The sequence below is a fragment of the Paenibacillus sp. J31R98 genome, from assembly GCF_056269245.1.
Genome location: NZ_JBWDNO010000005.1, coordinates 219,198 through 245,431 on the forward strand (window position 1 = coordinate 219,198; position 26,234 = coordinate 245,431).

Here is a 26,234-nt window from a genome sequence, read left to right on the forward strand (position 1 = left end):
CGACCTGCTATGGCTTCTCTCCATCTCACAACCAATTAAAACCGATACAAAGCACGCTCCTGCGTTTCTTTTATCCATACTTGCATAAACCCGGGCTCACGGTTATCCCATGCATAGTAAGGAACGAGCGTCAGCGGACTTCCGACGGCCGATTGGCCTGTCAGAACGACAACGCCGCCGAGCAGATCTGCTCGATGCTCAGCAGCAAACGGAGCAGCTGCAGAAACCTCGAACTGATCGTATGCCAGCGCTTCGTTGTCCACGCCTTCCACGCAGAATACGACCGGACCGCGCCCAAACGCGACACGTCCAGCATTGCTGACTACTTCCTCACGGGAACGGACTGCTACAACAGCCATATCCAAGTTGAGCGTAATGGTATCGCCCGCCTTCCACGCCTGGTTCAGCGTCACATAGCCTCTATCCACCAACAGGTCGGCGCCCCGAACCGCACTGCCATTAACGGAAACGCCATAACCTCTGCACCACCCCGGAATTCGCAGCTTCATCTCGAACTTATCGCCGCCATCAGCCCCGCTGCTGCCAACCTCCGAAGCTCCCGATATCGCTTCAATCGTCAGCTCGATCTGTCCATTCCACGGATAGGATGTCTTCTGCTCCAGCGTGACAGCGATACCTGCAGCTCCCACTTCGCATGAAGCCGTGCCACTCACATACTGATTCACGACAAGCCCCTCATCCGTGCGACTATACACATACCCGCCAATTGAAGGAAGGAACCGAACGAGGTTCGTCGGACAGCACGAGCAGTCGAACCATGGCACTCGGTGATGATCGCCAACAGAAGCGAGCGGATTGACGTAGAAGAACCGGTCGCCGGATAACGAAATACCGGCCAGTGCTCCGTTATACATTTCGCGCTCGATAATGTCTGCGTACTTCGCTTCTCCTGTCAGCAAATTCATCCGATGATTCCACAGCACCATCGCAATCGCGGCACATGTTTCGCAATAGGCGCTGTCATTCGGCAGATCGAAGTCATGCGTAAATCCTTCATTATGCCTCGATGGACCGATTCCGCCCGTAATGTACATATTCCGCTCGACCGTATGCTCCCATACTCGGTGCAGCGCATCCATATAAGCCGTATCTCCGGACACATGCACAACATCGGCCATCGCCGTAAACAAGTACATGGCGCGGACGGCGTGTCCCTTCACTTCCTTAATGTCACGAACGGGAACGTCGTCCTGGCAATAGGCCGGTCCCCACTCTTTATTATCCCAAATCGCGCCAACTCCGTGTCCATGTCCCCTCTCCTCAAGCAGCCATAGCGCCAGCTTCCAATAACGCTCCTCGCCCGTTACCCGAAACAGCTTCACAAGCGCAAGCTCGATCTCTTCATGCCCTTCCACCCAATGGCGCTTGCCTGGGCCGAATACCGAATCGTAATGATCGGCAAGACGGCAGGCCACGTCAAGAAGCACTCTTTTGCCTGTCGCTTCGTAATATGCAACGGCCGCTTCGATAAGATGACCGCCGTTATACATCTCGTGCTTCTCCATGTCCGTCCACTTCTCGCCGGGCTTGACGAGCGTATAGTACGTGCACAGATAGCCGTCTTCCTCCTGTGCGGCAGCGATCAGATCGATAATGCGATCGATCTCCGCCTCCAGAACCGCGTCCCGGTTCGTCATCAAGCTGTAAGCAGCGCCTTCAAGCACCTTGTAGACATCGGAATCGTTAAAATAAATGCCTTCGAACTCGCCCTCCGCCAATCCCGCCGCTTTGGAAAAATTGCTAATCCGCCCCGTCTCTTCACTCTTCTCCAAGCAGAGGGGCAGCGTCACCTGCGTTAGCAGATCGAGCCTAGGCCGCCAGAAGCTGTCCTCAATCCTCACCTGATTAAACGGAATGCCCTGCCACTTCTGTTGCTTCGTTCCTTGCATTTGCATTGTGACCACCTTTCTCCTTCCACGCTAATCTCAACCCTGTGCAACTACTATCTAGAAAGCGGTTTCATTAATAGTAAAATAGAGAGCGGCTGGACTGCAAGTGTCTGCCCTCGGATTCTATGAGCGCAACACTTGATAGCCCAGCCACTCCTGCGGAAGCAGCCGATTATATTGAGGCTGCAGATAGCGGTCGTCAATCAGCAACAGACATCCGCGATCTTGCTCGGAACGGATAAGACGGCCTCCCGCCTGCAGCACCTTATTCATACCGGGGAACAGAAACGCATACTCGAAGCCGTTTCGCCCATTCTCATCGAAATACGCCTTCATAATATCGCGTTCAAGACCTACCTGCGGCAGCCCGACACCTACAACGGCAACGCCGATTAATCGGTCTCCAACGAGGTCGATACCCTCCGAGAATATCCCGCCCATCACGGCGAATCCAACTAGCGTTTCTTGCGAGTCCGCCTGAAAAGCAGCCAAAAACTGCTCCCGCTCCTCCTCCGACATCCGCGTCGCTTGCACGATTGCTCTCATGCGCCCAGCATCTATTTCACCTTGATGGCTTATGAAGAACCGCTCCACCGCATCATTCATGTATGCGTACGAGGGGAAGAACACGAGATAGTTCCCCTGCCGCTGCCCCGCCATCCGCCCGATCTGCTCCACAACCCGGTCAATCGTCCGCTCCCTGTCCAGATAGCGCGTCGATAGCGGACTGATGCTCACCTCGAGCTGCTCGGAAGAGAACGGGGACGGCACCACGACCGAATAGTCCGCTTCCATGTCGCCGCCAAGCATGTCCATGTAATAGTGCAAAGGCGTCAGCGTCGCCGAGAAGAACACGATTGACCTGTATCCCTTGCTCATCGCGCGCAGCAAATGCGACGGATCTAGGCAGAACAGCTTCATATGCACTTCGCTTTGCTGGCATTCCGTGTAGGTGACGTACCGCTCATCGTACAGCTTGGCGATACGAACGAAGCTCTGACAGCGAAAATACAGCTCCAGCAGCTGCGGGTTCGCCTCTCCACTGTTAGCGCTGAGCAGCTCCCGCTCCGCTTCGGTAATGAACTTCTCAATGAGACCGACGAGCGACTCCGGCAGCTCTCTGGTCACCTCTTGCTTCCGTTCGCCGATGGACTTGCGCAGAGCGATGAAATATTCGTTCACGTCTTTCGCCGCTGTGTAAACGGCAGGCGCATGGGCACCTGACCTTCCTTTATAGGCGCGCCGCATTACAAGGAAATCCACTTTATCGAGCGTGCTCGAGTACATCTCCCGCGCCCGGTCGACGAGATTATGCGCCTCATCAATAAGCACGGCGGTACGCCGCTTCTGCTCCTCGAACATGCGCTTCAAGTTGACGCGCGGGTCGAAGACATAGTTGTAGTCGCATATCATGGCGTCGGCTCCGTATGCCGCATCGAGGGCAAATTCAAACGGGCATACGGTATGCTTACGCGCATATGCTTCGATTACTTCGCGGGTAATGCGCGTTTCGTTCGTGCGTAGATCGAGAAGCGCCTCGTTGATCCGGTCGTAGTAGCCGTCCGCGTAAGGGCAGTGCTCCTTGTTACAGCGCACTTCCTCTTGGAAGCAGATCTTCTCCTTCGCGGTCAGCGTGACAACCTGCAGGTGCAGCCCTCTCGCCTCCAGCAGTGCAAAAGCTTCCTCTGCCGACGTTCGCGTAATCGTCTTCGCTGTCAAATAAACAACGCGTTGCAGCACGCCTTCCCCGATGGCTTTGACCGCCGGGAAGATCGTCGAGATCGTCTTGCCGATGCCAGTCGGCGCCTTGGCGAACAGCTTGTGCTTGCCGGCAATCGACTGATAGACCGCCCCAGCCAGCTTGCGCTGCCCTTCCCGATAAGCTGGAAAAGGAAACGCCAGCTCCTTGATGCTGCGGTTGCGTTTCTCCTGATGCTCCACTTGCTGCGCCGCGCGCGCATAGTAGCAGCTGATCATTTCGTGGACGAACTGCTCGAGCTCGGATCCCGCCAGCTTCTGCTGGAAGCGCCGCTCTTCCTCGGTATCCACCTGCACATACGTCAGCTGCACGATTATTTCATCAAGGCCTTGATCCTGCGTGATGATGTAGGCGTAGCACTTGGCCTGCGCCCAGTGCACAGGATAGGTGTGCTCGGGGAGTTCCGGCAGCTTGCCGGATGTGGACTTGATCTCATCTACGGTGAGAAGGCCGCCCTCCCCGTCGGGAGCAAGAAGTCCATCGCAGCGCCCATCAATGACAAAGAGGAGACCGTCTCGTTCGATCTCCGCACTGACGTATACTTCCTTCTCATCCTGCTCGCCGTACTGCTTCTGAATGCGCTGGTGCGCCTTCGTCCCTTCCGTCATCGAGGCAGCGGTATGAAACCCTGACTCAATATCCCCGCTTAAATAGGCATACTCCACGAGTGATCGCACCGACAGCTGCACTTTTTTTGGCATTTGATCTCCTGTTATATAAGGCCGAATTCGAACGTTTGTTCTTTTATTGTAGCATATGCTTGTCCTGCGGCAAGCATCAATTACTGCCTTGTCTTACGGCTTTGTTTCTCATTCTTATGTTCGCTAAGCTGCACCAGAAAATCCTTCATCACCCTGGGAAGCGGAATGCCATTGGCACCTAAATGTTCGAGGAGAGAAAGCCCTTCACGCCCGCAGTAGAAGTAGATCGCCGCCATACGAAATATTGGCGCGCCCTGCTCGTTCCATCCATCCAACAACGATGCAAGTCCAACCACAAAGAGGATTAGCACTTTGCGGACCACGCTCCAGCCGAGCACTTCGCTATTGACCGTACCATTCCTTATTGCGCGTAATAAACCGGTTATATATTCTGCAATAATAAGTACGAGCAGTACTTGCAGCGATTTATCCCAGCCTCCGAGTACCTCAATCAGCAGCGATCTCATTATTTCCCTCCCCAATGTGTGCGTCTTTTCACAGTCCAATATTCTTGGATAAACTCATACTAGTCCCATAATCTTGGAAAGTCAATCGACAAAATTGAGTTTCTTGAATAATTGTTGCTTTATTCCTAAGACGTAGTACAATATACTTGAACTTATATACGAACAGGTGGTCGGTAGATGTGTTAATGGATCGTTTAAAGCAGCGGCGCAAAGCGATGAATTATACACAAGAGCAATTAGCAGAGCTCGTTAATGCGAAGAAAACAACGATATCCAACTATGAGACTGGTTACAGCACGCCTAATAATGAGATGCTGGGCGACCTTGCGGATGTGCTACATACGACCGTCGACTACTTGCTTGGACGGTCTGACAATCCCGCTTCGCCGGGCGCTGCTCTCGGCAGTACGACTGCGATTCCTGATTTTGCAACTCGCAAGGACGTCAAGGATTTCAAAACCTTCTTGAATCAACAAGAGGTTATGTTTGATGGTGTCCCGCTGACTTCAGAGGAGAAAGCAAGAGTGCTTGGATTTATGGAGGGCATGTTCTGGGAAGCCAAGAAAATGAATAAACGGAGCAAGCCGAGCTCGGAAGGCTGATTTGGGGGAATAGAATGAGCATTGAACAGATTGTCTGCAAGCTTGTTCGTAAACATGGCACCGCCGACCCTTTCAAGCTGGCAGCTCATTTGAAAGTGAACGTTCAGTTTCTTGACCTGCCGGACAACTGCCGAGGCTACTATCTTCGCACTCTGCGGCGGAGATTTATCGCGATTAACCAGAACCTGTCCGACGTGTGGCAGCGGGTTGTCTGTGCGCACGAGCTCGGACATGACCAGCTACATCGGGGAATTAGCCGGTTCTTCTTGGACGAACGTTCCTTCTTCGTTGCGGGGCGATATGAGACGGAAGCGAATGAATTCGCGGTTCAACTGCTGCTGCACAATGAACCACCTGATGAAGGCGAGTCGATCGACACGTATTTTATGCGCAATAACATCCCAATCGAGTTGACCCGCTATTATGAACAATAAAAAAACTGCCCTTAACAAATGTTAAGGGCAGTTTCATTGATCGCTATAAAACTACAGTTTTACAACGTTCTCTGCTTGTGGTCCACGGTTGCCTTGAACAACGTTGAATTCAACGCGTTGGCCTTCGTCAAGAGTTTTGAAGCCTTCGCCTACGATTGCGGAGAAGTGTACGAATACATCGTTGCCGCCTTCAACTTCGATGAAGCCGAAACCTTTCTCAGCGTTAAACCATTTAACTGTTCCTTGTTGCATGGGGAATTACCTCCAAAATTAAATTAACATGTACTTTTTATTCGTTTACGACAAATAAAAAAATCACACATTGAAAAAGGTACCATCTCGCACAAATGACAACCCTTTTCAATATGTGAATTCAGGTTCTTTTATGACTAAGATCATATTAGCATATCTACAGTTGAAAAGCAACGAACTTCTTAGGCCTCGGGCACCTAGGCAGAGAACCGGGAAAACCCTTGCCCTCTGCTATTATATGCGCACGAGACCTCCTCTATACACGGTTTACCAAAAAATAAATTATGACCCGATGTACCGGTCATACAACGTTTGCGCACGCGCCAAATCTTCAGTCCCTTGGACGAGCACCCGCCCATCCGGGAACAGGACAAGCCGTTCGCCCTCGGGCAGCTCCGCCTTCAGCAAATATGGATTGCGGGTCACGGTACAGGATCGCTCGAGCCGCTCGGCCATACGCTCGAGCTGAAGCGGATGCTTGCCGCTGATCTGTACCGTCTCGCGGCCGCACAAGGTGACAGCGCTGCGATGATCGGCTTCATCCGCCTGCAGCGATGGGTACAGCTTCAGGCTGCAGGTCGGGCAGTTCGCCCTCTGGGGAGGCAACTTCAGATCCATCATCTGATGCTGCCAAATCTCCAGCGATAGCAGCCCTTGGCGCTGCGCCCCGGTTGCGCCGACCATGATCTTCAGCGCTTCGACCGCTTGCAAGGAAGCGATGATATCGATAATCGGCGAGATGACGCCGACGGTATCGCAAGTATCGCCGCCGCTGCCGCTGTCGCCGGAACCGAGCAGGCAGCGCAGGCAGGAGGTCTGACCGGGAATGAACACCGCGGTCATGCCATTGGAGCTAACAGCACCGCCGTAGATGAACGGAATGCCGAGCTTGAAGCAGACATCGTTCAGGAGCAAACGCGTCTGGAAGTTATCTGTGCCATCGAGCACCAGATCAGCGCCTGTAATCAGCGCTTCAGCATTATCCGCTGTCACATGCGAGACAATCGGCTCGATCGTAATGTCGCTATTAACGCGCGAGAGCCTCCGCTCGGCAGCGACAACCTTCGGCCGCACCTGCTGCACGTCATCTTCGTCGTACAGCATTTGCCGCTGCAAGTTGCTGCGCTCGACGTAGTCGCGGTCGATGATGCGCAGCTTGCCAACGCCCGCTCTCGCCATATGATTGGCGATGACGGTGCCGAGCGCGCCCATGCCGACCACGACGACTGTGGCGGCTGCGATCTTCTGTTGCCCGCTCTGCCCGATCGGCGGGAACAGCATCTGCCGCGAATAGCGCTCTCGCTGTCCCGATTGCAATGATGGCGATTGTTCCAAATTCGTTTGCTCCTTTTCTGTTACTACTTTCTTTTATAGGAATACCTCTGGTGAATCTAGCCGCCAGACACAGCTTGCAGCACGCGCAGCTTGTCCCCTGCTGCTAACGGGATGTCGAGTCGGTCCAGCCAAGCGATGTTGTCATTATTGTAATAGAGCAGCACATGCTTCCGCACTTCGCCATGCTCGTTGTAGATATGCACTTTGAGCAGCGGATAATCCGTTACAAGCTGCCGCAGAGCGCCTTGCAACGTTTGCGCCTCGAGTTCAAAAGCAGATCGACCCTTCGTACAATCACTCAGCAGCATAGGAACGGTTACTGTTATTCGCACGCCTAGCTCACTACTCCTCAACAATCCAAGTTTTCACGGTAAGAATGCGGGAGAACTGCCCCGGCAGTCGGTCCCACGTCACGCCTCGGTCGAGCGAGCAGAAGATTTCGCCGGATGTCGTACCGAAATAGAGTCCATACTGCTCGAGCCCATCCACGGTCATCGCATCGCGCAGCACACTCACATGCCGTTGCTCGTCCGGCATAACGTCGCCGATTGGCTCCCAGCTATCGCTGTCTGGACGCATGCTATATACGAGAAGCTTGCCGCCTCTCATTGAACGCCGCTCATCGCTCTCAAGCGGTACAAGGAACAGGTCGCCGTTTGGCGATACGCTAATTGGGAATCCGAACGGTGCGTCGCCATCCTGCAGCGTAAGCCCTTTCTCGATTGCAAACCAATTGTCGCCGCCATCTACGGATTTAAATACGCCGCCATGCTCCTGCATATAGAGGACATCCGGGTTTACCGGATCAAGGACCATTTTGTGCACGCAGCGGCCCACTTCATCTTCGGGCTGTCCGGTAGGGACACGAGACAAACCTTTGTTCCGCGCTTGCCATGTCTCGCCTCCGTCATCCGTCCGGAAGACGCCGACTGCCGACATCGCTACCCACATCCGCTGTTTATTCGTTGGGTGAATGATAATCGTATGTAAGCACATACCGCCTGCGCCAGGGAACCAATTCGGCCGGGTCGGATGCTGCGTCAAGCCTTGCAGCTCTCGCCAATGCTCGCCACGGTCATGGCTCACGAAGAGCCCTGCTTCCTCAGCGCCAGCATATAGCGTGTTCGGTTCGGACGCTGCCCCAGGGATCAGTTGCCAAATGCGATTGAGCGAGAATCCACTCTCAGCCGAATAGGAGGGGCCATGTTCAATCTGCCGCCAGTTCTCGCCAAAATCATCGGAAACCCGAATGGATGCACCGTATGCCGCATGCGAAGTACCTGCAATAATCCGATTGCTTCCGTCCTCGCCCCTGCTGTCGCCAAGCACGCTGTACACTTCCCAGCCCGCCAGGAAAGGTCCTTTCAGCTGCCAATCCCTTCGAGCCAAGTCGGATGAATATTGAAATAACCCTTTATTCGTTCCGATTAACAGTACGATCCGTTTCCCCATGACTTTTGGCTGCCCCCTCGAACAAGTGTGGTATGGTCCACTACGGTCAAACCATCCATCTACTAGTTCGTTACTGCAGCTGCAAAAACCTTCCAATTACGAACGGATGCTCGTATTTATTTTATGCCGAGCGCGGCCAAATCCTGCTCCACGCGCTGCTTCAGCGCCTTCTTCGCCGAATCCTCGAGAAACGCCGCGTTGACGCCGTTACGAACAATTGCGGTAAGCTCCGAGTCCGTAAAATCAAACCGCTCCGACACAATCCGGTATTCACGCGTAATGTCGGTGCCAGAGACGCTCGGATTGTCCGTATTCAGCGTCACGAGCAGTCCCTTCTCGAAATACTCGCGGATCGGATACACATCCCAGTCCGCTACCGCCTTCGTCTGAATGTTGCTCACCGGGCACATTTCGAGCGGGATACGCTGATCCAGTATCATCTGCAGAATCGCTGGATTTTCCCGAAGCCGTACGCCATGCCCGATCCGCGATGCACCCAGGTTCTTCACCGCTTCATAGACGTTCTGAGCTCCGGCCGCCTCTCCGGCATGAATGGTCACCGGCAGGGAGCGCTTATGCGCCAGCGCGAACACCTCGCGGAACAGCTCCGGCGGGAACGACGCTTCATCGCCAGCCAAATCGGCGGCCACGAGCCCCTTCCCTTCAAACTTCGCAGCCGCTTCAATAACCTCCAGATTCTCCAGCTGTCCATGATGCCGCATGCAGATCGCAATCACGCGGCCGACAATGTCGAACTCCTGCTCGGCCCGCTTCATCCCCGCGATAACATGATGGATGGTCTCATCAAGCTGCAAGCCCCGGCGGCGATGCAGCTGCGGCGCGAAACGCACCTCGATGTACCGGCAGTTATGCGAAGCCGCCTGAGCCAGCGTCTCGTAAGCAACACGCTCGAGTGCTGCGGCAGACTGCATGAACTGGGTCGTAAAATCGAACTTGCTGAGGTATTCCGGCAAGCTGCGGCATTCGTCATCCACCTGCATATACGGAATCAATCCTGCCTCATCGCGGACAGGCAATTCGATGCCCTCAGCTGCGGCAATAGCTATCGCCGTGTCCGGACGCAAGCTCCCATCCAAATGAACATGCAGATCAACCTTCGGCAGCAGATGCCATCTATTCATAACAATCCTCTTCCTTTCGGTTTGGGCTATGTATTTCTATCATAATCGAATCGGACCAGCTCTATGTTGACCCTAATGCAATAATTTATCACTTCCATGGCAGTCAATTATACCGAACTTGGAAGGAATTTGTCGATTTATGCCGAATTGCTTGCTGTACTAGGAATGATTATTAAAGGGGCGATTACATTATGGATACGCTGCTACCCCAGCATGCCCCTCTGCGATATCGGACACCGCGCAGAATTTGGCTCCTTATCTTGCTTCTCACGGTCTTGCTTGGCAGCAGCTTCTACTGGGCGACAGCCGCCTACAGCCAGTGGATGCGCAAGGATCTCGATCATGATGCATCCGTCGAGCTGGCCGCCAATGCCTCCTCGCTCAAACTTGCGCTCGAGCGAAGAATGCTCCTTTCTGACGGGCTAAAGGCGTTTGTCGATACGTCGCTTATGAGCGGCAGTACGCTAAGCCACAGTCAATTCGAATCATTCGCCGCTAATTTTGTCCACAAGATGCAGGGCATCCGCAATTTATCCGTCTACCCCGGCGGCATCGCCGCATATGTCTATCCTCTTGCCAGCAATGAGAGCATCATCGGATTGAACCTCTTCACAGATGCGAATACCGCCATACGCGAGAATGCGCTGCGGACGATGCGAACTCAACAAAAAACGATTCTAGGCCCTTTCGAGCTGACGCAAGGCGGGCTAGGCATCCTGACAAGGCAGTCGGTTCTCGCGCATGACAAGTTCTGGGGCTTCGTCTCCGTTGTGCTTGACGTACCTCCCATTCTCGCTGAAGCCGGCTTGACGAAAGAGAATAAAGGCATTGAAATTGCGGTGCGAGCAAATGGGAACACGATATACGGAGACAACTCGCTGTTCGATCGCTCGCCGCAGCTCACGACCGTGACCCTGACTGAAGGCTCATGGCAGCTGGCAGCCGTGCCGATCGCGGTCAAATCAAACCTCATTGATACGAGAATTCGCATTCTGCGGCTGCTATGCTCGCTCGGCTGCGCTTTGCTCATCTATATTATTTACCTGCAGCTTACCCAGAAGCATAAGCTCCAAGCGATGGTGAAGGAACGGACAAGCAACCTGTTGATCGCAAATACGCAGCTGGCCGCCACCTTCGATAAGCTTAGCGCGGCGGAGGATGAGCTGCGCAAGCAGTACCTTATGCTCGAAGGAAGCGAGCGGAATTTGCGTAAGGTCGCGTTCCACGATACGGTGACAGGACTGCATAACCGGATGTTTTTTCAGGATCGCCTTGACTCCATCGTCATCTCCCATACAACGCGCGACGAGCGGTTCGCGCTGTTCTTCATTGACCTCGACCAATTCAAGCTGATTAATGATACGCTCGGCCATTCCTTTGGCGATCTGCTGCTGCAGGAAGTCGGTCAGCGTCTGAAGCAGCCGTTAATTGAAGGGGAGGCGCTGTCACGGATTGGCGGAGATGAGTTTACGATTATTTTGCCTATGCTAACCGATATGACGCAGGTGCATCAGCTCGCACAGAGGCTGATCAACCTGTTCTATGAACCGTTCGTCCTGCAGCAGGTTGAATATTTCGTCACGGCCAGCATCGGTATTACGATCTTCCCCGACCATAGCCAGGATGCCGATACGCTCATGAAATTCGCAGATGCGGCGATGTATCAGGCGAAGGAAGAAGGCAAGAACACCTATCGGATCTACGACGATACGCTGGGTGCCGATTTGCAGCAAAAGATCTACATCAAGAACAGTCTGCGACGTGCACTCGACCATCAGGAGTTCGAGGTGCATTATCAGCCGCAGATTGAGCTTGCCTCTGGGCGAATCGCGGGCCTTGAAGCGCTGCTGCGCTGGAATCACCCGAAGATCGGCCCTATCTCTCCGGCCGTCTTCATTCCGATCGCCGAAGAATCAGGGCTTATGATTCCGATCGGCGAATGGGTGCTGCGCACCGCCTGCGCGCAGAACAAAGCCTGGCAGGATGCGGGCTTGCCGCCAGTCACTATCGCGGTTAATCTGTCGGCGCGGCAGTTCTCGCCACGCTACGATCTGGCGGCGACAGTGAAAGCGATCCTCTCCGATACTGGGCTCGATCCCTCGTATCTGGAGCTAGAAATCACCGAGAACATGGCGATGCACGACAACAACGCCACCGTCTTGCAGGAACTGCGGAGCGATAATGTTCGCGTGTCCATCGATGACTTCGGCACGCATTATTCGTCGCTGAGCTACTTGAAACGTCTGCCCGTCGACAAGATCAAGATCGACCGTTCCTTCGTCATTGGGATTGGCAAGGAGCCGAAGGACGAGGCTATCATACTGGCGATGCTGCTGCTAGCCAAACATATGGAGCTGACGATCATCGCCGAAGGCGTCGAAACTAGCGAGCAGCTCGCCTTCTTGCAGAAAGGCGAGTGCCACGAGATTCAAGGCTATTACTATTATTCGCCGAAGTCGGCCGATAACGCGCGGCACATTCTTCGCAGTCATACAGAAGGGCTGACCAGCTAATGGTCAGCCCTTCTGTATTTCAACTCAATTTCATCTCTATTCCTCTACGACACGCTGACTGCACTGCCCGCCGATTCGATTCGGTTACGCCCTAGATGCTTCGCACGGTACAACGCCTCATCCGCACTGCGGAACAGCGCCTCGGCATCATGTGCCGAATCCGGGTATCTCGCCAAGCCGATGGACAGCGTGACCGGCCTGCCAACCGGGCTGTTCGTCTCCGCCATGAAGCGGCGCAGCTTATTCGCGCGGTGAACCGCCTCATCCTCATTCGTCTCCGGCAGCAGCACGACGAACTCTTCACCGCCATAGCGGCAGCAAATATGATTTTCCTCGAACAGCTCCCTCATGCTCGAAGCGAGAAACTTCAGCACCTCGTCGCCCTTCTCGTGACCATAATTGTCATTGACTTGCTTGAAATGATCCAGATCGAGCAGCAGGATCGTGAACGGGATTTCCCTTGCGAGCCAAGTCCCGATATACTTGTCCATCGTCCGGCGGTTGTTCAGTCCGGTTAGCGCATCGGTCTGCGCTTCCAGCGACAGGTGATCGAGCTGCATGCGAATCCGGCTGACTGCCATCACGAAGGCTCGATGCAGCGCGTTCGCCTCGCTGTTCCACGAGTGAATGCGAGGCACGTCCGCCCGCAGCGACTTCGTCGTTGAGAGCAGCGCAGCATATTGTGCGAGCTTCGCAAACGGCTGCGACATCTTGCCAATTAGCCAATAGATCGCGATCAAGATAACGAGCATGATGGATACGACGTAAGTTGCGATATGCATCATGGGACGCCTAGCTGCCTCAAGGACCACAGAGGTCGGAGTCTGAGAGACGATACCCCAGCCCGTTTCTTTGATATAGGTATAGCTGGCCAACATGTCGATGCCTTCACTATTCGTAATTCGTTTCGTGCCGCTGCGGCCTGCAGCCAGCTCGGAGAAGATCGGGTTGCTCAGAACATGCTCGCCAATCCTGCTCTTCTTTGGATGATAGAGCAGAGCTCCGGTTGAACTGACAACATAGGAATAGGAGCCGCTGCCTGCAGACGCATTCTCCTGCTCGCTAAGAATGGCATTGAGCAAATTCGATTCATGCAACCGAATCGTTCCGCCGATAAAGCCCAAATACTGACCGTTTGCGTCATAGACCGGATGGCTGATCATCACAATGAGTGAATTTGCCGCACTGATATAAGGCTCGGATAGGAGTGGCTTACGCTCCCTCAGCGCTTGCAGCGTACCTTGCGTATTTATCTTCTTACCCAACAGAGAAGGCGACATCGCTGGCGACATGCTTCGCAAGATACCGTTCTTAGTGATAATGACAATCGTATTAAACATCGGATTCGTGCGCTGGATATATGCAGCCTGCTCGTCCAAATCCGCCATATTCCAATGCTTGCTGATCTGCTCCGCATACACCTTCAAGCTGGCGTTCTGGGCGGTGAACAGTTCATTGACGGTAGCTGCGATTTTGCTCGTATACATGGCGTTCATCTGATAACTCATCGTAATGAGTGACTTCTTCTCGCTGCGATAGCTTGTTATAAGACTAATCACAACTGTAATGAAAACAGATAATACGACGATTCCGCTGACCATGAAGCGAGTTGATAAACCTTTTGTACGGATCATACTACCTGCCCCCTTCGAGCCGATAGTCATTTATTCGACAAAATCTGTCGGAATTCCTTCTTTTCTTCTACAGTTGGAATGTAAATTAAAGTAAAATCTCAATCTAGGAGAGATACTAGTTGGCTTCTTTGCGCTCATATGGAGCTGGGCAGCTCACTATAATGCACCTCACACTTTCAAGCCGTTTCGTGCATCCCATTACGTACTTTAGTACGTAATATGGTATACTGTTGCATAGATATAACAAAAGGAGTCGCGCTGTTGGAGCAGCACGACTCCCTGTACAACAGCCGCTTTTAAGGGCGGTCGGCAATTAAGGTGTTAACGGACAGAAATAGACCGCGACCTTTGGCGAGGGCGGTCTATTTCTTTTGGTTCTGGAGAAGTGCGTAGATCATCACAATCAGCGAAATAAGTGCGATAAGCATCGAACCGAATCCGATCATGAGGGTCAAAACGTCCTTAGTCTCCACAAGCATCACCTCCCTTCCGGGAGATTAGCCGACCGCCCTTGCAAGCCATTCTGTTGTCTGCCAATTATATCATATTTTTATAGAATAATTGATTCACAGAGACAAACCAAATAATAAGGGACCGCCTCCCTAGCAGCCCCCGTAATAACTGTCTCTCACCTATTTTAATGTGCCGGCTTGTCTTGGTGGACAAATCACCCACGCTTTCTCTCTCTTGTTTACATAAACTATTGTGTGCATGAATCTCTTTTCGGACCTTCTATAGAAGGTCTCTTTTTTTTGGGGATAGGAGCATAAATACAGCGTTCATCCCCATAGCCTCCTGCATTGCCTACTTCGGTCTAACCATCGACTTCACATGCACGATATTGAGCAGTGTGCTGTTGCCGTCTGCATCGACAACGTCAATGATGCCACCGGTTACTCGCTTGATGACGCCGATCCTCTCGGATGCGCCGCTCAGATTAATGACTGCCACTTTGCCTTCCTCTTTTTTCAGCGTATCCTCGAACGTCTTGGCGAGATTCTGCTGTGCCTGCCCCATCGTTGCAGTGCTTGTACTCCTTGAATAAGGAACATGCGACATTGGATAAGGTATTAACCACTTCATATGGTTCAGAGCTACATAGACCGTACCGTATATAGGCGAGTAGAGTGTAAAATAATCGTTCATGACACCGTTTAAATAACCGTGTATTGACTTGCTTCCGCTGATGTAAATCTCGACGAATAGCCCTTTGGCTTCCTGCAATATTTTCGCAACAGTCAACTCTTCCACTTGCAGTCCGATCGATGGCGCGCCAGACTGGTCGCCGCTCTCACTTCCTTCCCCAGACAAGCCGTCTGCCTTCAGATTGTGTACATGCATAAACGGAATGTAGAGATACCGCTGCTGATGCAGCAAGACAACGATGTCGGAACCGACGTCGATTAACTTTCCAGACAGCCGACGCTTACCTGAAACCTCGATAACCACCTTCTCACCCACTAACAACTTGAACTCGTTCAAATCAACACCTCCCCTCCATTGTTAAATAATTAAAATAACCAGATCACCCAGTAGTTCAACAGCACGAGCGTAAACAGCACCGTAATCGGAATAACCAATATCGTTACTTTCAAATATTGGCCCCAGGTAAACTTGATGCCGCCTTTCTTAATAATGTGCATCCACATAATGGTAGCCAGTGTGCCAATCGGCAGAAGGAGCGAGCCGACGTCGCTTCCGATTACGCTTGCAAGATAGGAGATCTTCAGCGTGAGCGGGTCAAGTCCCATATTCGTTAAGGTGAGCGTTCCGACCATTAACGCCGGATGATTATTAAACATATTGGACATTACACTGAGCAGTCCGCCCATCAATACGCTCGCATGCAGCATGCTTCCGGAAACAAGCGGCTGCAGGAAGTGGATGAGCCATTCGGTCAAGCCGATATTTTTCAATCCATAGATGATGACATACATACCGAAAGCGAAGATCAGAATATACCACGGCGTCTTCTTCAGCATATCGCCTGGCGACACTTTGAAGTAAATCCAGCGCCAGGTGAGCAGGAAAGCAGAGCCAATGACAGCCATTAGGGATACTGGAAAATGCAAGTACGAAGCGACAAACAAGCTAACTCGAACACAGAAAACAAAGATAAGAATGTTACGCATGAGTTTCGGACGGTTCTCTTGTATCCGCGGTGCCTCCCCTTTAAGCGGGTGGCCTCCGGGCGTTAGCTTCCATGCAGGTATTTCAGGTAGCTTCTTCGGCAAGGTGCGGTAAAAGATGGCGAATAGCAGAAAGGCGAGCAGCAGCAGCCCGAGCGATGCCGGAATGAACATCATAGCCGCTTGCATATAGAGGCTCATGTGGACGATCTTGAGCGCGATGAGGTTAACGATGTTGCTGACGCCGATTGGTGCGCTGGATGCGGTGGCGATTAATGCGCCTGAGAGCAGATAAGGAATTTTTTGATGATTTTTGAGACCCATGTTCTTCAGAATCATGAGCAGAATCGGTGTGGTGATGAGGATGCTGCCGTCGTTGTTGACGAAGAGTGTCATCAGAAAACAAAACAGGTTCGTCAGCCAAAACAAGCGAATGCCGGAGCCCCGCGCCTGGCGGGTCAGAATCTCAGCCGACCAGTGAAAGAAGCCGAAGCTTTCCAGGACGATCGCCATGACGATGGTCGCCATAATGGTGATGGCGGCACCGCCGATGGTCTCTGTAATGGCCCCGAGGTCGGAGAGCGATACGGTGCCGGTCAGAAGCACCAGCGCGGCGCCTACGGTAGCTGGTATCGCCTCATTGATATTCGGTTTCCAGAAAATGAAGCCGATGGTCAGGAAGAATATGCATATGGTCAGAATCTCCATGATGTCGTGCATGTTTTACCCTCTTTTCAAGTTTCTCTACTTTTCTATTCTCCTTTCGGAACCTTCTTGATAACGCCCACCTCGGCTGTTTATTTTCATAGATTCCCTCCCCTCGCATGCCTGCTACGGCAGTTATGTACTGTATATATATGTGCATGGCAGATGGCTCGTACTGGTCAATATCCTAAACTCTATGAAAACCATCTCCTATCAATTATTGATGTATATCTCTGATTGATAGTTGTCCGGTGCAGACAAACGCCTGGCGCCTATTTGGTGTGTGGGGGGATGGGTAGAGAGTAGCGAGTAAACTCTGTGCGATTGGGGCGAGATGGCGGGTGCGAAGCAGCTGTGCGATAGGGCACGGCGAGGGGAGACGCGAGGCAGTTGTGTAATAGGGCATGGTGAGGTGATGGGGACGAGTGCAGCTGTGCGAGGGCACGGCGAGGGATAGGGACGAATGGAGTTGGCCGGTGGCTCACACGATTCTGACGCAAAGAGAGGCTTTTCACTCTCTTTGCGGGGTTTTTACGATTTTGGACCGCTGAGAGAGGATTTTCACTCTCTCGAGGCAGAGTGCCTCTCTTCCACAGCCGTTTTGGCTCTTGAGAGAGACTTTTTCCTCTCTTTGTGGGGGTTTTTACGCTTTTGACTCTCTGAGAGAGGTTTTTCCCTCTCTCGGGACTGGCTACCTCCCTTCAGAACTTTGATTAGTTTGTTAGGCTCCGGCAGCGAGAGAACGTATTTGTGCTCTCAGCCAACTTTCCGCGCTTTTTGGTTGCTGAGAGCACGTATGTGTTCTCTCAGCTTCAGAAGGTTGGTTAGTTTGCTCAATTCCGGCGGTGAGAGCACATATATGTGCTCTCGGCCAACTTTCCGCGCTTTTTGGTTGCTGAGAGCACGTATGTGTTCTCTCAGCATCAGAAGGTTGATTAGTTTGCTCAATTCCGGCAGTGAGAGAACGTATTTGTGCTCTCACCCAACTTTCGAAGCGTTTTGGTTGCTGAGAACACGTATGTGTTCTCCCAGCCAGCCTGGACTCCAGCGTGCCATACAGCACAAAAAAACGGAAGAGCTCCTGCTCTACCGCCGCTTGCTACTCACTGATAGGCGCGTGAGACTAATCGCCCCGTTCACCAGTCCATCAGCCTGGATAGAAATTGCCTCGTCCGCTCCTGTGTTGGACTGCCGAACAGCTGATCAGGTCGGCCTTCCTCTACGATGACGCCTTCATCAATAAGAATAATCCGGTCCGCCACCTCGCGGGCGAACTTCATCTCATGCGTGACGATCATCATCGTCCGCCCCTCCTTGGCGAGCTCGCGGATGACCTTCAGCACCTCCCGCACAAGCTCGGGATCAAGAGCCGAGGTCGGCTCGTCAAACAAGAGCAGCTGCGGGTCAATTGACATGGCCCGCGCAATGCCCACCCGCTGCTGCTGCCCACCGGATAATTGATGCGGGTAGGAGTCTGCTTTTTCCCGAAGCCCAACCTTCGTGAGCAGCGCCATCGCCCGCTCTCTCGCATCCGCCTTCGACCGACGCAGCGTCGTCACTTGACCTTCCATCACATTCTGCACCGCTGTCAGATGAGGAAAGAGGTGATAAGCTTGGAACACCATCCCCGACTGCCGCCGCAGCGTAAGCAGATCGGCCTGCTTCATCTTAACGCCTCTCGCGAACGAGATGTTCGCATCGCCGATCGCAATTGTTCCTGCACAGGGCGTCTCCAGCACATTCAGGCAGCGCAGCAGCGTCGACTTGCCAGAGCCGGACGGGCCGATAATGACGAGCACACTCCCCCGCTCAAGCGTCAAATCGATGCCTTTCAGCACAGTCTGCTCACCGAAAGCTTTGGTCAGGCCGCGTACCTCTATCATCGCCATTGCTTACCACCACCCGCTCCCTTTTACCGCGTCTCGAACCGTTCATAATATCGCTCAAGCCTGCGCTGCAGCACAGACAGCACCGTACAGAGCATGAGATAGATGAGCGCGACCTCACAATAAATAAGCAACGGCTCGTACACCGCCGCCGTAATTTGTTGCCCCTTCCCGAATAGCTCGATGAATGTCACCGTTGTCGCCAGTGAGGTATCCTTCACCAAACTAATGAACGAATTCGATAGCGGCGGCACCGACACCCGAGCAGCCTGCGGCAAAATGATTCGGCGCAAAGCCTGCACCCTTGTCTGCCCTAGCGAGAACGCTGCTTCCCACTGCCCTGGCGAAATCGAAATAATCGCCGCACGAATGATTTCCGAGCCATACGCGCCGACACTCAGCGTGAAGCCGATAATCGCTGCCGGGAACGGATCAATAACAATGCCTAAGCTCGGTAGTCCGTAGAAAATAATAAACAACTGCACCAGCAGCGGCGTACAACGAATAATCCACACATAGAAGCGCGCGATCGCAGTCAGCACGGGAATATCGGATATGCGTACCAGCGCAGTCACCAGCGCAAGCAGCAGGCCGAGCGCGAACGAAATTAATGTCAATGGTACGGTATAAGCAACCGCCGCATGCAGAAGAGGCAGAAACGAATCGACGAAGATATGCCATAGCCGCTCTCGATCACCCATAAAGACTAACCGCCTTCATTATTTCGATACATCCTCGCCAAAATATTTTGACGATATCTCTAGGTACTTCCCGTCCGCCTTCATATCCGACAACGCTTTGTTCACCGCACTCACAAGCTCCGGATTACCCTTATGGAACAACAGCCCGCTCTGAGAAGCATTGTTCGTCTCATCGACCACTTTGATCGGCACATCCGGCTTCTGCTTCTTCAGATCGAGGAAGCTCAGCTTATCGTTAATTGTCGCGTCAATCCGTCCCGATACTAGAAGGTCAATCGCTTGGTTAAAGCCGTCGATCGGCACGATTTCGGCACCGTTGCCCTTGGCAATATCGCCGAGGTCGCTCGTAAGCGACTGCCCCGATTTCTTGCCCTTCAAATCAGCCAGCTTCTTAATATCCGTGTTGCTGTCCTTCACAATGAGGACGGCCTTCGAAACGATATACGGGTCGGAGAAATCATACTTCTCCTGACGGTCCTCCCGAATCGTCACCTCATTAGCAACCATATCGAACCGCTTCGCATCAAGCCCCGCCAGCATGCCGTCCCATTTGGTCTCGATAAAATTCGGCTTAACGCCGATCCGCTTCGCCACTTCCTCCGCAATTTCAACATCGAAGCCGGTCAGCTTCCCGTCCTTATCATGAAACGTAAAGGGCGCATAGGTCCCTTCCGTCCCGATCTTGATCTCGCCGCTCCCCTTAATGGACTCGAGCAGATTCTTGCCAGGAGCTTCCGCTACATTGTTGCCCGACTCATTATTCTTGCCGCAAGCCGTGAATGACAGCAGCAAGACTGCCGCGAGCCCTGTATTGCGCATAGATCGCCAATGCCAATTGATCATAACAATGCCTCCCTTTGCTAATCAGGGATAGTATGCCAGCTTCCCACTTGGTTCATTCCTCCTGTGCTCCCAACGTTTCCACACCTATTCACTACCGCCTCCATGCATTCGTTGACAGCCTCTAGGGGCAGTTCTATAATGGTCTTCGTCCTGTAATCGGCCTGCCCGCAAGGGTATTACTCCACACAAGTAAAGAAAGGAATTATTCGTTCTATGATAAACGATCAACCGACCGGCTTATCCGCTGCCATGCCCCGCTCCCGGCGGCTATGGACCGCAGCGGTGCTTGGCTCGCTCAGCGCATTCGGCCCGCTCTCGCTCGATATGTACTTGCCTGCGCTGCCGAAGCTCGCTGACGATCTGCATACGAGCACCTCGCTCGCGCAGCTCAGCTTAACGGCCTGTCTCATCGGACTTGCAATCGGCCAGCTCTTCGCCGGCCCGATCAGCGATGTGCGCGGCAGAAGAGGCCCGCTGCTGACCGGCCTCATCCTATACGCCGTGTCCTCGCTGCTTTGCGCCATTGCGCCGTCGATTGGCACTTTCATCGTGCTGCGCTTCATTCAAGGGCTCGCCGGCTCGGCGGGTATTGTCATCGCACGCGCAATCGTGCGCGACTTGTACGCCGGTCCCGAGCTGACCAAATTCTTCTCGCTGCTCATGCTCGTTAACGGCATTGCGCCGATCGCCGCGCCGATTGTTGGCGGGCAGCTGCTGCACTTCACGACCTGGCAGGGCGTGTTCATCGTGCTTGCCGCCATCGGGCTTGTCATGTTCCTCGCCGTGCTGCTCGGCTTGCCGGAGACGCTGCCGCGCGAACGCCGGGCGAAGGGCGGCATCTGGAACACGGTCATTACGTTCCGCCGCTTGCTGACCGACCGCGTGTTCATGGGCTACGCGCTTGCGCAGGGCTTCGTCATGGCGGCCATGTTCGCTTACATCTCCGGCTCGCCGTTCGTGCTGCAGGATATTTACGGCATATCGCCGCAAATGTTCAGCGTCTGCTTCGCCATCAACGGGCTCGGCATTATTCTCGCCAGCCAAGTGGCTGGTCGACTCGCAGGCCGCTTCAATGAAGCGAAACTGCTCGTCAGTGGCCTTGGCATCGCTGCAATCGGCGGCGTCGCCCTGCTCGCGATGCTGCTCGCTCATGCCAGCCTCGTGCTCGTGCTTATCCCGCTCTTCTTCGTCGTTGCAAGCGTCGGGTTGGTCACGACGATGGGCTTCTCGCTTGCGATGCGGAATCAAGGGCAAGCAGCCGGCAGCGCATCAGCGCTCCAAGGACTCATGTCCTTCATGTTCGGCTCAATCGTTGCTCCATTCGTCGGCATCGCCGGCAGCGGGACGGCAATCCCGATGGGACTGATCATTGCCGCGCTGGATGTTAGCGCGCTCTTGCTCTACTTCCTGCTCGTAAGAAGAGCTCAGCCAAGAGCGGCTTAACTTCATACACCACCGCACCCGAATCGTACCTGAATCTCTTCTCTATGAAGGGATTTTTTTATATCTGACACATTTCCCTCGCTCCCACTCCAGATCTGTCATCTCCAGCAAACAGATTCTATACAGCTAATCCCGTTATGCGTTACAGTAGATAGGACATCGTACTCGGAGGTGAACCGCGTTTGCTTAGGGACTTAATACTTAATTTCGCTATTTTGTCGGTCTATATATTCTTCGTCTCCCCCTTCCTCATTCGCGATGAACGCAGTCCGAAACCAACATGGAAATATAAGCTGACCGCAGGCGCAGTGTTCGGCGTTCTGGGCATCATCTTGCTGTTCTTCAGCATCACCTTTAACAGTGGAACGCCGCTTAACATGAGAGGTATCGCCTTGATGATGGCCGCGTACTTCGGCGGACCGCTTGGAGCGGTTGCAGAGCTTATCGTCGTTTATATCGGACGCTTTTTGAAGGAAGGGTCTATTAACCCGCTGCTGCTGACACTTGGTTTCTCGGCTGCTCTCGGCACCGGCTATCTATTCCAACGCTTCAAGAATTACTGGGTAAAATGGGTCATCGGTGCTTTATTCCTTCTCAACTACTACTACTTTGCGTTATGGCTAATGAAACAGATTACCTTAGAGGACTTCTTGACCTACATCATCAGCCAAACCTGCTACACCCTCTTTATTGCAGCCTTTCTTTATTACTTAATCCACAACCACCACAACAAGAGACGTATCGCACAAGTGGAGCAAGATATGATCAGCATGCTGCGTATGCAGCCCGGGCTTACATTCCGTTTCCAGCGCAAGCACGGCACCTACTATTACAATCTTGCGGAAGGGCAGCTGCTGAAGCATCTCGGTCTCCTTCCTTCCATGCTGTTCAATAAATCTTTTGCCGAGACGAGCCTATTCCAGGATGACTTCGCTAATTTTCTAGACAGGAACTATGACAGGTTCTCCAATAACGAGACCATCTCGTATGAAACGACAATGGCCGGAATCTCCGTACACGTCACCTTGCAGCCAGTCATTCAGAACGGGCAGCTAATCGACATCATCGGAAACGCCGTTGACATTACCGATCTGCAGAAACGGAAGGTAGCCGATGCATCCAACCGCGCCAAAAGCCAGTTTCTCGCGCAGATGAGCCATGAAATCCGTACACCAATTAACGCAATCGTCGGTTTGAATTATATTTTGCAGCAGTCCCGGCTCGACAGTCAGCAGCGCAGCTACATTGACAAGATCATTACAGCAGCGAAGAGCTTGCTCGCCATCGTCAACGACATTCTGGATTTCTCCAAGATCGAAGCAGGCAAAGTCGTTCTGGAGAAGGTCGAATTCGACCTGTACGAGGTGCTGCATAACGTATCGAATATGATCAGCTTCAAAGCGAATGAGAAAGGGCTGCGATTCCACTTTTTCGTGCATCCCGATGTGCCCCAGATGCTCGTAGGCGATCCTTTCCGCGTGCTGCAAATCGTGCTGAATCTGGCTAATAATGCGGTCAAGTTTACTTCGCAGGGGCAGATTACGATCTCCGTCAATCGAATTCTGGAGAGAGATCAGATGGCGGTTATCTCCTTTACCATTCGCGACACCGGCATTGGAATGAACGAAGAGCAGCTTGGCAGCTTATTTAAAGAGTTTACACAGGCGGATATGACAACGACACGCAAATTCGGAGGAACCGGACTCGGACTAATCATTAGCAAAAATCTCGCGGAGCTGATGGGGGGGAAGATTGAGGTAGAGAGCAAGGTTGGTATTGGGAGCAGCTTCACGTTTAAGGCACCATTCACAATAGCTTCAGCTCCCGCTATGGCAGCACAAGAACTCAGTCCGCAGCTGACGTTTCTGCGCGTCCTTATTATCTGTGATGACTGCCAGATGCAGAAAGTCCTGCGGAGTCAGCTCGAGCAGTTCCAGTTCATCGTCAGTACGATGGAAAGCGTGGAAGAAGCTTTGCAGAACATTGCACGCGGAGCAATGTACGATCTAATCTTCCTCGATTGGAGGCTGGATGGCGCAAATGTGCTCGAGCTAGCCGATACGATCCATGAGACGTTCACATCGCCGAGCCAATCAATCGTCTTAATTAGCGCCTATCACGAGTCCGAGCTGCAGATGGCGGCACGGTCCGAATCTGTTGCCAAGGCGCTGCTTCATCCGATTAGCCAGTCCCAGCTCTATAACGAGATTATCACACTGTTCCGGCCGCACTTCTCCACGAAGCGATCGACTTCCGATTATTCGATCCAGTTCGCATCGCTGAAGGATGCCACCTTGCTGCTCGTCGAGGACAACGAGATTAATCAGCTCGTTGCCAAAGAACTGCTGCGCGAAGTCGGCATTGGGGTCGACGTTGCGAGCAATGGAGAAATTGCTGTTCGCTATGCGGCAGAGAAGCGGTATGACGCGATACTGATGGATTTGCAAATGCCGGTCATGGATGGCTACGAAGCGACCAAGGCGATTCGCCAATCACCTCAGGGTAAAACAATTCCGATTATCGCGATGACCGCGGATGCCATGAAAGGCGTGGAGGAACAAGTATTATCAGTGGGGATGGACGGTTATTTAACCAAGCCGTTCGACCCGATCGACCTGTACAGCATGCTCCAGCGCCTCTTGAAGCGAACGCGGGAGCAGGAGCTGGCAGCCGGGGCGGCAGAAGCGGCTGCTGCGGCTGCCAAGATAGGGCCTCATCTTGACCAAGCCACTGCAGTCGCACGGCTTGGCGGCAACAGCGCCTTGTACAGCCAGATTATTGGGCTGTTCGTGAACAAGCACGCGTTCAGCCTGCACGAGGCGCGCGAAGCTTTCGTGGCAGGCGACTTGAAGTCGGCGGTGCTGAAAGTGCATACGCTGAAGGGCGTCGCCTCCAACATCGGAGCCGATCAGCTCAGCGCATTAATGGGCCAGCTGCAAGCCGCGCTGCAGGCTGACGAGCGCGCGGAAACGAGCGCTCTCCTGCTGGAAGCAGAACTGGAGCTGCAAGCGGTGCTGCTTGAGGCTAGCTTGATAGATTGAATAAAAAGGCGGTCCCTGATTAGATCGGGGACCGACTTTTTTATTACCTTCTTTCTACTAACCGCCAAACACACGCTTAACCGCCTCTAAATAAGCCATGCCATGCTTCGTATCCGGCTCCAAGTAGCTGCCTTCGGTCCACTCATTCCAAGCGTTAATCGTGAATGCCTTGAAGCCATTGATGTCACGGTCCAGAAAAGCTCTCATCTGCTGGAGCGACTGTTGGAACCGCTCCGGCGTGTTGCCTGACAACATGGCCATATGCGGATAGCCGAGATTCTCATAGACGTCGGACTGTATCGTGCGCGGCGAGGAATCCCAGCCCATCGTTACATTCGGGAGGTACGGCACGCCGTAGGCAGCGCTGAATTTCTCCCAGTCGCCCGCCGACTTCTCTGCAATCTCGGCATAAGGCGTCTCAGGAAATACTGGCAGCTCCTGATGGTGAATCCAGACGTACGAGGATACGCTGTCAATGCCGAGCGCCGTAATCATCTCGGCCGGATTCGAGATCCGCTCCTCGCCGGGAAGAATTTGCACGCCCCATACGACTGCGTTCAGATGGAGTTCGCCAAGACCTGCTGCGCGCACGCGATCGCGGAAATCATCCAGCGCTTCCTTCGTCTTATCGATGCCGTCAAGCCCTTTGACGAGGCTCATCATTTCATACACCGAGAAGTACAGCTTGCCGTCCACGCGCCAGTAGTTCGAGCGGCCGAAATACGTCCGAATCATATGATCCGTCGCCTGCGTGAACGCCGCCCTGCTAACAATGCCTTCAGCCAGCACATTAAGCGGCTTGCTCCGCTGTGCCGGATGAATGTCAATCCAATCATGGTTCGCCCACATGAGCGAGAACTTCAAGCGATCACTGTTCGATGCCTCAAGAAACCCCTTCTCAAGCGCGCGATCCAAATACGGACCATCCTCATACCAATACCAGTCAAATATGAAAGCGTCGATGCCGTGGTCAGCGGCTGCATCTATTTTGCGAGCCATAACAGCAGGATCAGCTTCATCCTCATAGCCCCATAACGGCACCTTTGGCTGCTCATGTCCCTCGAACCGCGGCGTTGCAAGCTTCGTCAGCTCCCACTCCGTCCATGCTTTGCCGTGCCAAGCTTCGTTCCTCGGATCAACGTGATAATTCGGAAAATAATAAACCGCCGCTTCATACCTCTTGCTCATCGGCTGATAACCTCCCAGCGAATTGTCGTTTCGTTCCACTAGGTTCATCCTACATCAGGCAGGCTGGCGGTGTATTTGGAGCATAGGCGCATCTTTT

At 53.2% G+C, this 26,234-nt stretch carries 21 protein-coding genes; 5 read left to right on the forward strand and 16 right to left on the reverse strand.

Annotated features, from left to right (window positions below):
* Positions 1 to 35: 35 nt before the first annotated feature.
* The 3 genes from AC0YNX_RS19735 to AC0YNX_RS19745 all read right to left on the reverse strand — a co-directional run bounded on the left by AC0YNX_RS19735 (position 36) and on the right by AC0YNX_RS19745 (position 4,837).
* Positions 36 to 1,916, reverse strand: coding sequence for a glycoside hydrolase family 127 protein (locus tag AC0YNX_RS19735; protein WP_475817415.1), 1,881 nt, complete (start codon positions 1,914 to 1,916; stop codon positions 36 to 38).
* A gap of 117 nt (positions 1,917 to 2,033) precedes the next feature.
* Positions 2,034 to 4,370 carry an ATP-dependent DNA helicase gene (locus tag AC0YNX_RS19740; protein WP_475817416.1) on the reverse strand — a complete coding sequence of 779 codons (2,337 nt, stop codon included), beginning with the start codon at positions 4,368 to 4,370 and terminating at the stop codon, positions 2,034 to 2,036.
* Positions 4,371 to 4,450: 80 nt separating this feature from the next.
* Positions 4,451 to 4,837 carry a phage holin family protein gene (locus AC0YNX_RS19745; protein ID WP_475817417.1) on the reverse strand — a complete coding sequence of 129 codons (387 nt, stop codon included), beginning with the start codon at positions 4,835 to 4,837 and terminating at the stop codon, positions 4,451 to 4,453.
* A gap of 185 nt (positions 4,838 to 5,022) precedes the next feature.
* Here AC0YNX_RS19745 and AC0YNX_RS19750 point away from each other — a divergent pair, with 185 nt between their 5' ends.
* Positions 5,023 to 5,439, forward strand: coding sequence for a helix-turn-helix domain-containing protein (locus AC0YNX_RS19750; RefSeq protein WP_475817418.1), 417 nt, complete (start codon positions 5,023 to 5,025; stop codon positions 5,437 to 5,439).
* 14 nt (positions 5,440 to 5,453) lie between these two features.
* On the forward strand, positions 5,454 to 5,873 hold the full coding sequence (locus AC0YNX_RS19755; RefSeq protein ID WP_475817419.1) for an ImmA/IrrE family metallo-endopeptidase: 420 nt from the start codon (positions 5,454 to 5,456) through the stop codon (positions 5,871 to 5,873).
* Between the two features lie 51 nt (positions 5,874 to 5,924).
* Here the strand turns inward: AC0YNX_RS19755 and AC0YNX_RS19760 are convergent, their stop codons facing one another.
* From AC0YNX_RS19760 to add, 5 genes are all read right to left on the reverse strand, one after another.
* Complete coding sequence (locus AC0YNX_RS19760) at positions 5,925 to 6,125, reverse strand: cold-shock protein (protein ID WP_090575021.1); 201 nt, start codon at positions 6,123 to 6,125, stop codon at positions 5,925 to 5,927.
* A gap of 282 nt (positions 6,126 to 6,407) precedes the next feature.
* Positions 6,408 to 7,460 carry a ThiF family adenylyltransferase gene (locus AC0YNX_RS19765; RefSeq protein ID WP_475817420.1) on the reverse strand — a complete coding sequence of 351 codons (1,053 nt, stop codon included), beginning with the start codon at positions 7,458 to 7,460 and terminating at the stop codon, positions 6,408 to 6,410.
* 56 nt (positions 7,461 to 7,516) lie between these two features.
* Positions 7,517 to 7,792, reverse strand: coding sequence for a MoaD/ThiS family protein (locus tag AC0YNX_RS19770; RefSeq protein ID WP_475817421.1), 276 nt, complete (start codon positions 7,790 to 7,792; stop codon positions 7,517 to 7,519).
* 10 nt (positions 7,793 to 7,802) lie between these two features.
* The gene (locus AC0YNX_RS19775) at positions 7,803 to 8,912 is read right to left on the reverse strand and encodes a WD40/YVTN/BNR-like repeat-containing protein (protein ID WP_475817422.1); all 1,110 of its coding nucleotides are present in this window, start codon (positions 8,910 to 8,912) and stop codon (positions 7,803 to 7,805) included.
* Between the two features lie 116 nt (positions 8,913 to 9,028).
* Positions 9,029 to 10,054: an adenosine deaminase gene (gene add, locus AC0YNX_RS19780; protein WP_475817423.1), complete on the reverse strand. Its 1,026-nt coding sequence runs from the start codon at positions 10,052 to 10,054 to the stop codon at positions 9,029 to 9,031.
* 191 nt (positions 10,055 to 10,245) lie between these two features.
* Between add and AC0YNX_RS19785 the strand changes: the two genes are divergently transcribed.
* Positions 10,246 to 12,567, forward strand: coding sequence for a bifunctional diguanylate cyclase/phosphodiesterase (locus AC0YNX_RS19785; RefSeq protein WP_475817424.1), 2,322 nt, complete (start codon positions 10,246 to 10,248; stop codon positions 12,565 to 12,567).
* A gap of 44 nt (positions 12,568 to 12,611) precedes the next feature.
* Here the strand turns inward: AC0YNX_RS19785 and AC0YNX_RS19790 are convergent, their stop codons facing one another.
* From AC0YNX_RS19790 to AC0YNX_RS19820, 7 genes are all read right to left on the reverse strand, one after another.
* Entirely contained in the window at positions 12,612 to 14,201 is a 1,590-nt protein-coding gene (locus AC0YNX_RS19790; RefSeq protein WP_475817425.1) for a sensor domain-containing diguanylate cyclase, read from the reverse strand.
* 362 nt (positions 14,202 to 14,563) lie between these two features.
* The gene (locus tag AC0YNX_RS19795; protein WP_475817426.1) at positions 14,564 to 14,674 is read right to left on the reverse strand and encodes a putative holin-like toxin; all 111 of its coding nucleotides are present in this window, start codon (positions 14,672 to 14,674) and stop codon (positions 14,564 to 14,566) included.
* A gap of 331 nt (positions 14,675 to 15,005) precedes the next feature.
* Positions 15,006 to 15,683 (reverse strand): hypothetical protein, encoded by a 678-nt coding sequence (locus AC0YNX_RS19800; protein WP_475817427.1) that lies wholly within the window; start codon positions 15,681 to 15,683, stop codon positions 15,006 to 15,008.
* Between the two features lie 29 nt (positions 15,684 to 15,712).
* A complete protein-coding gene (locus AC0YNX_RS19805) occupies positions 15,713 to 17,050 on the reverse strand; it encodes an arsenic transporter (protein WP_475817428.1) in 1,338 nt (445 codons plus the stop codon).
* Between the two features lie 1,121 nt (positions 17,051 to 18,171).
* Positions 18,172 to 18,918 carry an amino acid ABC transporter ATP-binding protein gene (locus AC0YNX_RS19810; protein ID WP_475817632.1) on the reverse strand — a complete coding sequence of 249 codons (747 nt, stop codon included), beginning with the start codon at positions 18,916 to 18,918 and terminating at the stop codon, positions 18,172 to 18,174.
* Positions 18,919 to 18,947: 29 nt separating this feature from the next.
* Positions 18,948 to 19,622, reverse strand: a complete 675-nt coding sequence (locus AC0YNX_RS19815) for an amino acid ABC transporter permease (protein WP_475817429.1) — start codon at positions 19,620 to 19,622, stop codon at positions 18,948 to 18,950.
* Between the two features lie 18 nt (positions 19,623 to 19,640).
* Positions 19,641 to 20,465, reverse strand: coding sequence for an amino acid ABC transporter substrate-binding protein (locus AC0YNX_RS19820; RefSeq protein WP_475817430.1), 825 nt, complete (start codon positions 20,463 to 20,465; stop codon positions 19,641 to 19,643).
* A gap of 213 nt (positions 20,466 to 20,678) precedes the next feature.
* Between AC0YNX_RS19820 and AC0YNX_RS19825 the strand changes: the two genes are divergently transcribed.
* Positions 20,679 to 21,908, forward strand: coding sequence for a multidrug effflux MFS transporter (locus AC0YNX_RS19825; protein WP_475817431.1), 1,230 nt, complete (start codon positions 20,679 to 20,681; stop codon positions 21,906 to 21,908).
* 182 nt (positions 21,909 to 22,090) lie between these two features.
* On the forward strand, positions 22,091 to 24,949 hold the full coding sequence (locus AC0YNX_RS19830; protein WP_475817432.1) for a response regulator: 2,859 nt from the start codon (positions 22,091 to 22,093) through the stop codon (positions 24,947 to 24,949).
* A 57-nt stretch (positions 24,950 to 25,006) separates the two neighbouring features.
* On the opposite strand, the gene AC0YNX_RS19835 is transcribed toward AC0YNX_RS19830, so the two are convergent.
* The gene (locus tag AC0YNX_RS19835; RefSeq protein WP_475817433.1) at positions 25,007 to 26,137 is read right to left on the reverse strand and encodes a glycosyltransferase WbsX family protein; all 1,131 of its coding nucleotides are present in this window, start codon (positions 26,135 to 26,137) and stop codon (positions 25,007 to 25,009) included.
* Between the last annotated feature and the right edge of the window lie 97 nt (positions 26,138 to 26,234).